The organism is Pseudomonas sp. NPDC087598 (assembly GCF_044743525.1).
Taxonomy (GTDB): domain Bacteria; phylum Pseudomonadota; class Gammaproteobacteria; order Pseudomonadales; family Pseudomonadaceae; genus Aquipseudomonas.
Genome location: NZ_JBIUWQ010000002.1, coordinates 92,765 through 107,448, shown reverse-complemented (window position 1 = coordinate 107,448; position 14,684 = coordinate 92,765). Strand labels below are relative to the sequence as shown.

The 14,684-nt window shown below is 60.7% G+C and carries 10 protein-coding genes; all 10 read right to left on the bottom strand.

Going from position 1 to position 14,684, the window contains the following annotated elements; genetic code table 11:
* Positions 1 to 2,160 (bottom strand): glycogen debranching protein GlgX, encoded by a 2,160-nt coding sequence (glgX, locus tag ACIOWE_RS01985; protein ID WP_401386699.1) that lies wholly within the window; start codon positions 2,158 to 2,160, stop codon positions 1 to 3.
* Between the two features lie 284 nt (positions 2,161 to 2,444).
* Complete coding sequence (locus ACIOWE_RS01980; RefSeq protein ID WP_401386696.1) at positions 2,445 to 2,774, bottom strand: DUF2934 domain-containing protein; 330 nt, start codon at positions 2,772 to 2,774, stop codon at positions 2,445 to 2,447.
* Positions 2,775 to 2,801: 27 nt separating this feature from the next.
* Positions 2,802 to 5,570, bottom strand: coding sequence for a malto-oligosyltrehalose synthase (locus ACIOWE_RS01975; protein WP_401386694.1), 2,769 nt, complete (start codon positions 5,568 to 5,570; stop codon positions 2,802 to 2,804).
* The gene (gene malQ, locus ACIOWE_RS01970) at positions 5,567 to 7,645 is read right to left on the bottom strand and encodes a 4-alpha-glucanotransferase (protein WP_401386692.1); all 2,079 of its coding nucleotides are present in this window, start codon (positions 7,643 to 7,645) and stop codon (positions 5,567 to 5,569) included. Before malQ ends, ACIOWE_RS01975 begins: the two co-directional genes overlap by 4 nt.
* Positions 7,642 to 9,444: a malto-oligosyltrehalose trehalohydrolase gene (gene treZ, locus ACIOWE_RS01965; RefSeq protein WP_401386689.1), complete on the bottom strand. Its 1,803-nt coding sequence runs from the start codon at positions 9,442 to 9,444 to the stop codon at positions 7,642 to 7,644. Before treZ ends, malQ begins: the two co-directional genes overlap by 4 nt.
* Positions 9,445 to 9,461: 17 nt before the next feature.
* Positions 9,462 to 11,048, bottom strand: a complete 1,587-nt coding sequence (gene glgA, locus ACIOWE_RS01960) for a glycogen synthase GlgA (RefSeq protein ID WP_401386686.1) — start codon at positions 11,046 to 11,048, stop codon at positions 9,462 to 9,464.
* 621 nt (positions 11,049 to 11,669) lie between these two features.
* Positions 11,670 to 12,623 (bottom strand): D-2-hydroxyacid dehydrogenase family protein, encoded by a 954-nt coding sequence (locus tag ACIOWE_RS01955; RefSeq protein WP_401386683.1) that lies wholly within the window; start codon positions 12,621 to 12,623, stop codon positions 11,670 to 11,672.
* 13 nt (positions 12,624 to 12,636) lie between these two features.
* Entirely contained in the window at positions 12,637 to 13,677 is a 1,041-nt protein-coding gene (locus tag ACIOWE_RS01950) for an alpha/beta fold hydrolase (protein ID WP_401386680.1), read from the bottom strand.
* Between the two features lie 88 nt (positions 13,678 to 13,765).
* Positions 13,766 to 14,200 carry a YqaA family protein gene (locus ACIOWE_RS01945; RefSeq protein WP_401386678.1) on the bottom strand — a complete coding sequence of 145 codons (435 nt, stop codon included), beginning with the start codon at positions 14,198 to 14,200 and terminating at the stop codon, positions 13,766 to 13,768.
* Positions 14,200 to 14,646 carry a DUF411 domain-containing protein gene (locus ACIOWE_RS01940; protein WP_401386676.1) on the bottom strand — a complete coding sequence of 149 codons (447 nt, stop codon included), beginning with the start codon at positions 14,644 to 14,646 and terminating at the stop codon, positions 14,200 to 14,202. The genes ACIOWE_RS01945 and ACIOWE_RS01940 overlap by 1 nt, the downstream gene beginning before the upstream one ends.
* Positions 14,647 to 14,684 lie beyond the last annotated feature (38 nt).

Here is a 14,684-nt window from a genome sequence, read left to right as displayed (position 1 = left end):
TCAATCTTCTTCTTCGCGGTGCAGTTCAAACAGCAGCAACGAGCGGCCAGTGACCGAATATTCGTGGCCGAAATCGAAGCGCTCCTGACCGCGAATCGATGGCTGATTGGTGTCGACCATGCACGTCCAGAAACTGCCTTCCGGGACTTCCGGCAAGGTGAAATTGACGATGTCGTGATGGGCGTTGACCACCAGCAGCAGGGTCGCGTCGGCGCCCTTGCGGCGAATCCCGGTTTCCTGTGCGCGGCCATCAAGCAGCATGCCCAGGCAACGGTTATGGGCGTCATGCCAGTGTTCGGTGGTCATCTCGGTGGCGTCGGGGGCGAGCCAGGTCACGTCCTTGACGCCGATGTCCTCGTTGTACTCGCCGACCAGAAAGCGCCCACGGCGCAGGATCGGGTAGGCGAGACGCAACTTGATCAGGCGTTTGACGAATTTCAGCAGCGCTTTGCCGTCCTCGCTCAGGTCCCAGTTGACCCAGCCAATTTCGCTGTCCTGGCAGTACGCGTTGTTGTTGCCGTCCTGAGTCCGGGCGAATTCGTCGCCAGCGACAATCATTGGCGTGCCCTGGGCGAGCAGCAGGGTGGCGAAGAAGTTGCGCATCTGCCGATGGCGCAGCGCATTGATTTCGGGATCGTCGGTCGGGCCTTCGACGCCGTGGTTCCACGACAGATTATTGTTGCTGCCGTCCTGATTGTTTTCGTCGTTGGCTTCGTTGTGCTTGTCGTTGTACGACACCAGATCGTTGAGGGTAAAACCGTCGTGAGCAGTGATGAAGTTCACTGACGAATACGGCCGCCGTCCACGCTGATTGAACATCTCGCCAGACGCGGTCATGCGGCTGGCGAAGTCGGCGACCTGGCCGTCATCGCCTTTCCAGAAGGCGCGCACGGTGTCGCGGAACTTGTCGTTCCACTCGACCCAGCCCGGCGGGAAGTTACCGACCTGGTAGCCACCGGGGCCGCAGTCCCACGGCTCGGCAATCATTTTCACCTGACGCAGCACCGGGTCCTGCCGGCAGGCAACGAGGAAGCTGTGACGCTCGTCGAAACCGTCGTGATAACGCCCGAGAATGGTCGCCAGATCGAAGCGGAAGCCGTCGACGTGCATCTCGCTGGCCCAATAGCGCAGCGAGTCGGTGACCATTTGCAGCACACACGGGTGGCTCAGATCCAGCGTGTTGCCGGTGCCGGAATCGTTGATGTAGAAGCGCTTGTCGTCCGGCATCAGTCGGTAGTACGAGGCGTTGTCGATGCCGCGCATCGACAGGGTCGGGCCTTGCTCGTTGCCCTCGGCGGTGTGGTTGTAGACCACGTCGAGGATCACTTCCAGATTGGCCTCGTGCAGGTGCGCAACCATCTCCTTGAACTCGGCGATCTTGCCGCTGGCGAGGTAACGCGGGTCCGGGGCGAAGAAGGCGATGCTGTTGTAGCCCCAGTAGTTGGTCATGCCTTTGTGCAGCAAGTGCTGATCGTTGACGAAGGCATGGATTGGCAGCAACTCGACGGTGGACACGCCCAATTTGCGGATGTGTTCGAGCACGTCATCGACCATCAAACCGGCGAACGTGCCGCGCACATTCTCTGGCACCGATGGGTGACGCATGCTGATGCCGCGCACGTGGGTCTCATAAATGATCGTTTTATCCCATGGCACGCTGACACGGTGGTCGTTGCCCCAGGTGTGCGCCGGGTCGATGACTTTGCACTTGGGCACGAAGGGCGCGCTGTCGCGTTCGTCGAAGCTGAGGTCAGCGTCGGGATGGCCGATGGTGTAGCCGAACAGGGCTTCCGACCATTTCAGTTCACCAACGAGTTGTTTGGCGTACGGGTCTATGAGCAGTTTGTTGTGGTTGAAACGATGACCGTTGGCCGGGTCGTATGCGCCGTAAACCCGGTAGCCGTAGATCAGCCCCGGATGCGCGTCGGGTAAATAGCCGTGGTAGATCTCGTCGGTGTATTCCGGCAGCTCGATGCGTTCGAGTTCGACCTCGCCGGCATCATCGAAGATGCACAGTTCAACCTTGGTGGCGTTGGCGGAGAACAGAGCAAAGTTCACCCCCAGGCCATCCCAGGTCGCGCCGAGCGGGAAGGGCAGGCCTTCGCGGATTCTCGAAGGTTCGGCGTGCGTGACGGGCTCGGCTTTATTTGGACGGGTCATGATTGCTCCTGCAAAACAGTTGAATTCTGGGGTGACATGAAATTCGGTCGGGCTACTTTTTTAGGGCAACTTGATGCCCAGTGTTCCCTGTGGCGAGGGAGCTTGCTCCCGCTGGGCAGCGAAGCGGCCCTGAAAATGGGACTGCTGCGCAGTCCAGCGGGAGCAAGCTCCCTCGCCACAAAGTCCATATTCACAAGGGAAATACGTATTTTTTGAGGACGAGTTGGTCCTCGGTGGCGAGCGAACCCGCCACACGGTTGTTCAGTTCAATAAAACGGTTAGCGTCAGGTCGCCGAAGGCTTGCGCGGCGCTCGGGGCTTTTTCTCGGCCGGTTTTTCGCCCTGCGGAACGACTTTGGCGGCGCTGGCGGGTTTGGCTTTGGCCGCAGGCTTGGGCTTTGCCGCCGCGCCTTGGCCATCGAGTGCTTTGCCGGTGGCAGTCTTGCCAGCGGTTTTGCTGCCCGCCGCTTTCGGCGATTTTTTCGGTGCCAGGGCTTCGGCCTCGGCCAGTTTGCGCGCCATCTCCCAGTGGCGTGATTCCTCGCCTTCGGGTTTACCCTCTGACTCCCAGATCTGATAGGCGAATTCGCGGATGCGTTTATCGTCGGTGCTCATCGCAATGCTCCTGAACTGAACTGATGCTTACGTTAAGTGTTGGATAAAGAGATTGACCGGGACATCCCCCAGCGCGTCGCTGATATTCAGCTCCCTGTTTTTTGTGACTGCGCGACTTGAAAAAAGTCCCTTCAGGTTTGTGTCGGAGGCGGCGAACGGTAAAACCACTCGCGTATCGCCCCAACGCAGCGCATCCACCTGAGGCCTGGCACTGTTTCCCAGCAGGGTGGCGCAACGGACCGGCACGATCACGATGGCGTGTGTGCCCTCAAGTTCACGGGCAAACGCGAGCACGTTATGCGCCTGACTGCCCAGCACCTCGAGGGCCTGATACCCGCCACGACGAAACAGTTCGGCGTGCTCGGCGCGCAGGTTCAGCACCTCGGCGATCAAGGCTTGCTTGATGCGCCCGTCACGCCAGTTCGTCAGCAATTCCTCGACTGGCACGGGTGCCTGCAAGGCCTGCTCGCGAGCGGCGTAATCCACCGGCCGGCGGTTGTCCGGATCGACCAGGCTGAAATCCCAGAATTCATTGCCCTGATACAGATCCGGCACCCCCGGCACCGTCATGCGCAGCAAGGTTTGCGCCAAGCCATTCAGTGCGCCGGCAGCGGCGATGCTGTTGACGGTCTTGCTCAGTGCGGCGCGCAGCAGTTCACCTTCCTCACCGGTCAACAGTCGTTGTGTGAACGCCTGCGTGGCGTTTTCGTAAGCATCGTTCGGCGCGCTCCAACTGCTTTGTAGCTTGGCTTCGCGCAACGCTTTCTGTTGCCACTGCCAGATGCGCTCGGCGTAATCGCTGAATCCGCTGTGATCGTCATCGCGCAATTCCAGCGGCCAACTGCCGATCAGGGCCTGATACAGAATCAGCTCGTCGCCGGTTGACGGCATCTGCTCGTCACTACGTACCGGCCGGGCGAGGGCACGCCACAACTCAATCTGCTCGGCGTACCAGTGGCTGCGCTCGCTGAGCACGACCAGACGTGCGCGGGTGTCTTCGCCGCGTTTGTGGTCGTGGGTGGCGGTGGCCAGCAGGTTGTCGGGGAACGCCTCAAGGCGTTGCTGATTGACCGCATGGAAGTCGCTGAGCGGCGCACTGAATTGCTCGGTGTTGTAACCGACGTCATTGCGCGACAGCAGCACGGCGGAGCGATACAACGCGGTGTCTTCGACGGCTTTGGCGGCGGCCGGCGACGTCAGTTGCTGGAAGCGCACGCAGGCATGTTTGAGGATTTTCCGCGAGCGGCCACGGGGCTTGTGTCGCCACGGCGTACCCCCCAACCAGGCTGCCAGACAGTCGAGCACCGGCCAGTCACCTTCGCCGAGAGTCTGCCTTGCACCGTCCATGGCCTGTTGGAAAAATCCTTCGTCCTGCGCCGAGCGGCCCATTGCGCTGATGTAAGTGCGGTACACCGGAAAATGCACGATCAACGCCTGCAATGCGCGACGAATCGCACCGAGGGTCAGGTCGCGGGTCATCAGGTCGTCACGGGCCACTTGCAGCAACGCCTGCGCGACAGATTCGCAATCGCTGGCCAGCGAACCGTTGAGGATCTGCTTACGCGCCAGTTGCGCTTCTTCGATAAACGCGGCGGGCCGTTCGGTGCGCCGCTGCCACAAGTCGCCGAGCACGTATTCGCCGTCCGGATCGTGTTGCAGCAGCGACAGCTGATTCATGAATTCGTAACCGGTGGTGCCGTCCACCGCCCAGTCGCGGCGGGGCGTTTCGCCGGCGCCGAGGATCTTCTCGATGTAGATCGGCAGATGCCGCCCCGGCGCAAGCAGATCGACCCGGCGGCGCAGTTTGCGACAGTAGCCGCGTGGATCGGCGAGGCCATCGATGTGGTCAATGCGCAAACCATCGACCAGGCCTTCGGCGATCAACTGGAAAATTTTGCCGTGGGTCGCTTCGAACACCGCCGGGCGCTCGACGCGCAATCCACCGAGTTCGTTGATATCGAAGAAACGCCGCCAGTTGATGTCGTCAGCCGCAGTGCGCCAACTGGCGAGGCGGTAACTCTGCCGTTCGAGTAATTGATGAAGCTTGTGGAAGCCTTCCTCGGTGGTGGAATCGAAGGTCGCGAGATTGCGCTGGATGGCCTCGCGAATCGACGGTTCGTTTGCCAGTTGCCGCAGCTCTTCTTTCAACGGAACGGCCAGCGTATGGGCGTCGCTCTGGTAGCTGAGCGCGCTGAAACGATCGGCCAGTGACTTCAATGCATCGTCGGCCTTGAGCAGTTCACCGTAATCGTTCGGGCAGATCGGGAAGTGATGGTCGTAGTGCTCGACATGAAAGCTGCCGCGTTGCGCATCGAAATGCAGTTTCAGCGTGCCTTCCTGCAACGCCACGCCGTAATCACTGCCTAGAAATGGCAGCAGCAACTGGCCTTCCATCAATGGGTCCGGCGAATGCCATTGAATGTCGAAAAACTCACCGTAGGGACTCAAGCGTCCCCATTCGAGCAGGTCGAGCCACCACGGATTGTCGCTGCCGCCGACCGCCATGTGGTTGGAGACGATGTCGAGAATCAGGCCCATGCCGTGTTCGCGCAGGGTGCTGACCAGCCGCCGCAGCGCCGGTTCGCCGCCGAGTTCCGGGTTGACTTGCGTCGGGTCAACGACGTCGTAGCCGTGCATCGAACCGGCGCGCGCGGCGAGCAATGGCGAGGCGTAAATGTGGCTGATGCCGAGCCGGGCAAAGTACGGCACCAGTGGCACCGCGTGTCCGAGGGTGAAACCTTTATGAAATTGCAGACGCAGGGTGGCGCGCAACGGTTGGATGAGCGATTGATTCATTGGTCACGCTCGGCAGCCTGCAGGCGCGCACACGCCAGTAACTCGAGACGGCGCGCAGCATCTGCACCGTCGAGCAGCGCTTCACTGCTGCCGGGCAAACGCCGCGACCAGTTCGGGTGCGTATCGATGGTGCCCGGCAGATTCGCCTGCTCGATGATGCCCAGCGCATCCTCCAGCGGTAGCAACACCAGTGGTGCGCGGGTATGGCCAAGGAAGCGCACGCTGGCGTCGACCACTTGATCGGCCTCGTGGGACTCTTCGCGGAAGTTTTGCGGGTCCTGACTCAAGGCGCCGCGCAGACCTTCGCGTTCACGCTGGCGGTGGCGTCGCCATTCGATTTCACCGTTGGCATCGACAAATCCCAGGCGTGCATTCCAGTCGATGTCGCGGCCATGCCACCAGCCGTTGAGCGTCGGCAAGTCGTGAGTGCTGGTGGTTGCCAGGGCATTGTCCGGCCAGTCGAGAATCGGTTTGAAATGGGTGTTGTTCTGCTCGAACAGCAAGACGCGCATGCCGAGCATGGAGCGGGCGATGAGTTTTTCCTGGAGACCGTCGGGCACAGTGCCGAGGTCTTCACCGAGGACAATAGCCTGGTGACGATGGGACTCCAGGGTCAGCAGGCGCAGCAGGTCATCGACCGGGTAATACAAGTAGGCGCCGTCGGCCGGCACGGCTCCGTTGGGAATCACCCACAAACGTTGCAGGCCCATCACATGGTCGATGCGCAGGCCGCCAGCGTGGGCGAAGTTGGCGCGGAGCATTTCGATGAACGCACGAAAACCATTGCGGATCAGGCCTTCCGGCGAAAACGCAGAAATGCCCCAGCCTTGGCCCGAGCGATTGAGGATGTCCGGCGGTGCGCCGACGGTCAGCGAGGCGAGCAATTCGTCCTGAAAACTCCAGGCCTGACTGCCGGCACCATCGGCACCGACCGCGAGGTCAGCAATCAGGCCGATGCCCATGCCAGCACTGCGGGCGGTGGTTTGCGCACGCTCCAGGCAACGGTGGATCAGCCACTGGCAAAAAGCGAAGTAGCCGATGCGTTCGGCGTATTCTTCGGCGAATGCTTCGAGGGCAGCGCCGCGCGGGTCATGCCACTGCTCGGGCCATTCGCGCCAGTCGAGGCTTTCGCCGCGGGCGGCACGCATCTCTTGAATGGCTTCGAAGCGGCAATGGTTTTCCAGTGCTTCGCCACCGGCGTGACGGAAACTGGCGAAGTCGGGATGCAACGGATGCTCGCCCGCGACGAAGCCGTCGTACAAGGCTTGCAGGAGCTTTTGCTTGGCGTCGGCGGCGGCGGGCCAGTCGATGAGTTTGAGGTCTTCCAGTTGGGCAAATTGCTCCGCCAGACCGGTCACCTCGATGGCATCGCGCAAGGCCCGTTCACCAAGAATCGCGCCCGGCGCGGCGTACAGCGAATTGAGGAACAAACGGCTGGACGGTGAATAAGGGCTGTACCGTCCGGTGTCGGCGCTGAACATCGCGTGCAACGGACTGATCGCCAGCGCATCGGCGCCGCGCTCACCGGCCACGCGCGCGAGTTCTTCTAATGCCTGGGTGTCGCCAAACCCGCCATCGCCGGGACGACGCAGGCCATACAACTGCACGCTCAGCCCCCAGACACGCGGGATCGGATTGTCGACCGCATCGCCGACGCTGAAGCAACGCTCTGGTGCCACCGCCAGGGTGAAGTATTGATCGGCAATGTGCACTTGCTGGTATCCGACCGGGATCAGACCGGGCAGCACGGCCTCGGCATCGAGCTTGAGGTTCAGTCGTGAACCGTCTTCGAGGTGGATTTCACAGGGAGTGCCCGGTTCGAAATAACGCGCCAGATCGACGCCGACGCCGACATCGCTGGTCAACAGCGGCGGCAGGTGGCGGTCTTGCTGGACTTGTTGCAGCTCAAGCAGGCTGGCGTCGATTTCCTGGGCGGTGCTGGCGGGGTGGCCGAGCCCGGTCAGGACATTGCGCAATACCGCCGGGGTGACTTTTTGCGGGCGGCCGTTGGCGTCGATCCAGTCGACTGCAAGGCCGGCTCGGCTGGCGAGGATTTCCAGTTGCGCATCGCTCATAGGCGCTCTCCATTCAGAGGTTGCAGAGGGGTTGCGGCCGTGAGGCTGACGAGCGCGCAATACGGGGGCAGCAGGCCCTCATCCGACGGTTCGACAGCGGCTGGCTGTTGGAACTGCCACACCGCGTCGGTCCGTGGAGGGTTGACCACCGCCGTATCGCTGAGGTTCAGGTCGATTCGCAGCTCGCTGCCATCGCCCAGTCGCCAGCGTGCGCTGACGGCGGCATGGCCGAGCATCTGCGCACCCAGCGCCTGCGTTCCGGAAAGATTCGGGATGATGTATCGATGGCGCAATTGCAGCAGTTGCCGGTACAGCGCGAGGGTTTCCTGTTGCTGCGCGGTGCCGTTGCCGAGCAGTTGCGGGCGCGAGGCCAGGAAGGTTTTGGGGTCGTTCGGATCAGGGATCTGCTCGCGTTTGTGCGTATCGGTGAAGGCGCTGAACCCGGCGAATTCGTTGCGCCGACCTTCACGCACCAACTCTGCAAGCTCACCGTGATGGCTGGTGAAAAACAGAAACGGCTGTTCGGCGGCAAACTCGTCGCCCATGAACATCAGCGGGATCATCGGCGACAGCAGCAACAGCACCGTCGCCGCTTGCAAGGCGCGGGGATCGGCCAGTTGATGCAGACGCTCACCGAAAGCCCGGTTGCCGATCTGGTCGTGGTTCTGCAGAAACAGTACGAACGCGGTCGACGGCAGATGTTCGCTCGGTTCGCCCCGGGGTTCGCCGTGGCGGGTGATATGCCCCTGAAAGACGAAACCCTGGCTCAGGCAGCGGACCAACTGTTGGGTGGGTTGCAGTGCGTAGTCGGCGTAATAGGCGTCGGTTTCACCAGTCAGCAATACATGCAGGGCGTTATGGCCGTCGTCGTTCCACTGCGCGTCGTAATCTTCTTCCAGCAAGCTTGACTGGTTGAGCTCGTTCTCGACGGTCAGCCAGACATGGCGTCCCGGATCAATCTGTTGGCGAATGCGCTGCGCCAGTTCTCGCAGGAAATGCGGGTCTTCGATGGCGTGAACAGCGTCGAGGCGCAAGCCGTCGAAGCGATACTCGAGTAGCCACATCAAGGCGTTTTCAATGAAAAAGTCGCGGACTTCACGCCGCCGAAAATCGATTCCGGCGCCCCACGGCGTGTGTTTGTCCTCGCGGAAAAACCCCTTGGCGTAGCGGCCCAGGTAATTGCCGTCGGGGCCGAAGTGGTTGTAGACCACGTCAAGAATCACCGCCAGGCCATGGCCGTGGGCAGTGTCGATCAAATGCTTGAGTTGTTCCGGGGTGCCGTACGAGGCTTGCGGAGCGTAGTGCAAGACGCCGTCGTAACCCCAGTTGCGCTCGCCGGGAAATTGCGCGATCGGCATCAGTTCAATCGCGGTGATGCCCAGCGCTACCAGCCGCGACAGATGCTGCTCGACAGCCGCAAAACCGCCCAGCGTCCCGACATGCAATTCATAGATGACCGCTTCGTTCCATGGTCTGCCGTGCCAGGCACTGTGCTGCCATTGATAGGCCAGCGGATCGACCACCACGCTCTGGCGGTCGAGGTCGCCGTCCTGAGCGCGGGAGGCCGGATCCGGCACATCCAGTTCGCCATCGATGTTGTAGCGGTAACGCGTGCCTGCCGGACAGCGGGTCTTGATCAGAAACCAGCCATCGGCTTGCGGCAACATGGGCAGCGACTGCCCGTCTTCCAGTTCGACACTGACGTAAAACGCGTCGGGTGCCCATAGCGCAAATTGTGTGTGTTCGGCGTCCAGCATGATCGCGCCGTGGGGCCAGTTTTCTTGGGTCCGTAACGGCATCGTGGAAAACTCCCTGATTACTTGTGGTGGGCTTTACCCAGCGCCTTGGCGACCAGTTGTTCATAAAGTTCGGCGTACGGTTCGACCGCTTTGCACCAGTTGAACGGCGCCGCCATGGCCCGGCAACGCATGGCGTTGAGCAGCTCGGGGAACGCAAAGACCTTGAAGGCACGGCTCAAGGCTTCGCGGTAGCTCTCGACGGTGGATTGATCGAAGAGGAAACCGGTCACGCCGTTTTCGATGGTGTCGGCCAGGCCGCCGGTATTACGCGCCACCGGCAACGAGCCGAAACGCTGGGCGTACATCTGGCTCAAACCGCACGGTTCGTAGCGCGAAGGCATCAACAGGAAGTCGCTGCCGGCAAACATGCGGCGGGCGTCGGTTTCGTTAAAGCCGATGCGTACGCCGACCTGGCCGGGGAAGCGCAGCGCCAGTTCACGCATGGCTTGCTCTTCTTCCGGTTCGCCACGGCCGATGATCGCGATCTGGCCGCCGTTCTGCACGATGTACTCGGAGACCGCTTCGGTCAGGTCCAGACCTTTCTGGTAAACCAGGCGCGATACCACGGCGAACAACGGGCCTTCGGAGTCGTGCAAACCAAACAGCTCGCGAACGTGGGCGGCATTGACTGCTTTGCCTTCCCAGTCGCCGATGTGGAACGGCGCGAACAGATGTGGGTCGGTCGCTGCGTCCCAGCTCTCATCGATGCCGTTGGGGATACCGCTGAGCAAGCCTTGCTGGGTCTTGGCGGCGAGAAAGCCGTCGAGGCCGCAGCCGAAGTCCGGGGTGGTGATTTCCTGCGCATAGGTCGCGCTGACCGTGGTGATATGGCTCGAATACGCCATGCCGGCCTTGAGGAACGACATCTTGCCGTAAAACTCCATGCCTTCCTGTTGCAGGGCATGGGTCGGAATGCCCAGCTCCGGGCAGGAGCCGAGGCTGGTCACGCCTTGATAGGCGAGGTTGTGAATGGTGAACAAGGTTGGCGTACGCTGTCCGCGCCAGTGCATATAAGCAGGTGCCAGACCGGCGGGCCAATCGTGGGCGTGCACCAGATCCGGGCACCAGTGGATTTGCGCGAGGTTGGCGGCGATGTCGGCAGCAGCCAGGCCCAGACGGGCAAAGCGAATGTGGTTGTCCGGCCAGTCGCGGCCATTGTTGGCGCCGTAGGGCGAGCCTTCGCGTTCATAGAGTTCGGGACAGATCAGTACATAAATCACCAGCCCGTCCGGCATGTCCATGCGCCCGATCTTGCACGGCGGCAGCGCTGCATGGCCGCCCAGTTCGCCGATGATATGAATAGGGTTTTCGCTGTGCATCACTTGCGGATAACCGGGGATCAACACGCGTACATCGTGCAGATGCGCCATGGCACGGGGCAGGGCGGCGGAAACGTCACCGAGGCCGCCGGTCTTGACAAGGTCGGCTATTTCCGAGGTGACGAACAATACTTTTTTCTTGTTGGGATTCTGGCTCGCTACCGGAGTCAGCGTCTTGGTGCCGGGGATGTTGATCGATCGGCTGCCGGGAACGCTGACGGTGCTCGCTTCGCCTACTGACTGCTGAGCACGTTCTCCCTGAATATCCAATGCCGCACTGATCATATGAATCTCCCGTGTCGTTGATCTGATTCTTGTCTTGAACGAAACCCTGTCCATGACCACGTCCTGTGGCCGGGCACAAACGCGCCACGCATCGGTGAGCAAATGCTACCCAACACGCGCAAGCAGAATGGGTGAAGAGGCCATTGCAAGGATTGCACCAGTCACTTTGGCCTTGCCTTTCAGATGACCCGCCGGGATCAGCAAAAGTTTCGATAATTTTTCCAGTTTGTGACCGGCCGGTTTTGCCCCGCGAAAGTCAGTCTAGGCCAGATCCTAGAGCGGGCCAGAGCAAATGGGTAAATTGTTCGACAATCGGTTGGCGGGCTGCGGAAATCGTGGTGTGAGAGTGCAAACGCACCGACGAAGTGCAGGTTTTTTTGAGGATGCGGATCAAAACGGTGACTGATCAGTCACAATTTCGTGCTAGCGGGGAGGGCGGTCGCACTGTTGTGGTGCGAACAGTTTGTTGATTTGTTGCTTCTGAAGGCCTATTCGCGAGCAGGCTCGCTCCCACAGGGGAATGCTGGAATGACACAAATCTTGTGGTCAACACAGATCCTTGTGGGAGCGGGCTTGCCCGCGAAGGCGTCGGTGAGCCCACCCGCAGCCATAGGTCAAACTTCAGTTCAGTTGGCGAAGCGTATTGCCAGCTGACCAGGCTTGAATATCCTCGATCATCTGCGAAAAGAACTGCTCATAGTTCTGCCGACTGACATACCCGACGTGGGGCGTCGCCAGCACATTGTCCAGTGTGCGAAACGGATGCAGCGCCGGCAAAGGCTCTTGATCGAATACATCCAGCGCCGCCCCGGCAATGCGCTGTTTTTGCAGCGCCTTGATCAATGCCGTTTCATCGACAATCGGCCCTCGGGCGGTATTGACCAGCAGTGCCGTCGGTTTCATCCAGTCCAGCGCCTGTGCATCGACCAGCCCGCGACTGCGTTCGCTGAGCACCAGATGCACCGACAGCACATCGGCCTGTTCGAACAATTGCTGCTTGCTGACGAGGGTTACGCCGACGTGTTCAGCGCGTTCGGCCGTGAGGTTTTCACTCCAGGCAATGACGCGCATGCCGAACACCTGTCCGAACTGCGCCACCCGCTGGCCGATGCTGCCCAGCCCGAGAATACCCAACGTCTTGCCATGCAGATCACCACCCAGTCCCTGTTGCCAGCTACCTGCACGCAACGAGTTGGCTTCGTTCACCAGGTTGCGCGTAGCGGCCATGATCAGCGCCCAGGTCAGTTCCGGGGCCGCATGTTTGTAGCTGTCGGTGCCGCAGACCTTGATACCCAGCGACGCCGCAGCCGGCATGTCGAGTGCGGCATTGCGCATGCCTCCGGTGACCAGCAGCTTGAGGTTGGGCAGGCGCTTGAGCAGGTCTGCGTCGAACCGCGTGCGTTCGCGCATGACACAGATCACCTGGTATTTGCCAAGACGTTCAGCCAGGGTCGCGTTGTCTGCCGGGTAATCATGTTCGAAGGTCACTTCCCCAACGCCGCCGAGTTGCGCCCAATCAACCACGTCGCGGGCCACATCCTGCCAGTCATCGATCACTGCAATCTGCACCGCCATCAGCTTCTCCTCATCAACGAACGGGATTGTTCTTGTTCAGCCAGCCGAGCAACGCCTGATGAAACTGCGTCGGTTCTTCCATTTGCGGCGCGTGGCCCAAGCGGGGAAATTCCACCAGTGTGGATTGCGGGATCAGTTTGGCTACTTGTTTGCCGAGCACGTCATAGTGCCCCATCTTCGCTTTCACTTCAGGGGACGCAATGTCTTTGCCAATGGCTGTGGTGTCGGTAGTGCCGATCAACAGCAGAGTCGGCATCTTCAGGTCCTTGAACTCGTAGTACACGGGTTGGGTGAAAATCATGTCGTAGATCAGCGCCGAGTTCCAGGCCACTTGGGTTTTACCCGGGCCTTTGCTCAGACCTGCGAGCATGTCGACCCAGCGGTCGAACTCGGGTTTCCAGCGGCCATCATAGAAGTTGCTGCGCTGGTACTCACGAATGCCTTGGGCGCTGACTTTCAGCTCACGCTCATACCATTGATCCACAGTGCGGTAGGGCACACCGAGGGCTTTCCAGTCTTCTAGCCCGATCGGGTTGACCAGCGCCAGTTCCTCGACCTGCTCCGGGAACATCAGGGCGTAGCGCGTGGCGAGCATGCCACCGGTGGAGTGACCTAAAAGGGTGGCTTTCTGAATACCCAGTGCCTTGAGCAATTGCTGGGTGTTGGTCGCCAGTTGCTGGAAGCTGTACTGATAATTGTCCGGTTTGCTGGAGGTGCAGAAGCCGATCTGATCCGGTGCGATAACCCGGTAACCCGCTTCGCTCAGGGTCTTGATCGAACTATCCCAAGTGGCGGCGCAGAAGAGCTTGCCGTGCATCAGCACTACCGTGCGACCGTTGGCCTTACCGTGGGCGGCGACATCCATGTAGCCCATTTGCAGGGACTTGCCTTGGGATTGAAAGGCGAAATGCTTGAGTGTGTAAGGGTATTCGAAACCTTGCAGCTCCGGGCCGTATGCAGGGCCTTCGACCGGAGTGGCGGCAGCATGAGCAAATAACGGCAGGGCGGCGGTGAGGAACAGACTGGGAAGCCAGCGGGAAATCGTGACAGACATAAGGTCAAACTCCATTTGAGATCGGCCGATGCTGGAATGAGCGGATTATGACGACGTTAAAACACAGGCAGTCTCCGCGACTGATCGTTCACCCAAGCCAACCCAGCGTCAGCATGGCCAGCACGGCATAACGTACACCTTTGGCCAGCGTGACGATCAACAGAAAGCGCCCGAGCGGCTCGCGCATGACGCCGGCGATCAGCGTCAACGGATCACCGATGACCGGCAGCCAACTGAGCAACAGCGACCAATGCCCGTAACGCTCATAGTGTCGGCGCGCCGTGGCCATGTGTCTGGCGCTGACCGGAAACCAGCGCCGATCCTGAAAACGTTCCAGCCCACGGCCCAGCCACCAGTTGACCAGCGAGCCGAGCACATTGCCCACGGTCGCCACCGCCAGCAAGCCCCAGAGCCAGTAACGCTCGCTGACAATCAATCCGACCAGCAACGCCTCGGATTGCAACGGCAACAGTGTCGCCGCGCCAAAAGCGGCAAAGAACAATCCGATGTAAGCGACGCTCATCAATGCGCCGGGTAGTCTGCCACCACCACGTCAGCGCCATCCTTTTTTAGGCCGATCACTTGATAGGCATCGCTCATGCCGTCCATTTCCATGCCCGGCGAGCCCATCGGCATGCCCGGTGCGGCAACCCCGAGCAGATCGTCGCGCTTGGTCAGGGCCAGCACTTGTTCCGCCGGCACATGGCCTTCGACGAATTTGCCGTTGATGATCGCGGTGTGGCACGAAGCCAGGCGCGGTGGCACGCCATGTTGTTGCTTGAAGCTGCTCATGTCGCTTTCGACGTGATCTTCGACCTTGAAACCGTTGGCTTCCAGGTGGCTGATCCATTTTTTGCAGCAGCCGCAGTTGGCGTCGCGATGCACTTCAATAGGGATCAGGTCAGCGGCCTGGGCCAGGGAGGAAATGAACAGGGCGCTCAGGGCGAGCAGACGCAGAGAGGTTTGCATGACGGGTTCTCGACTCAAATGGCGGTCAAAAAAGAACG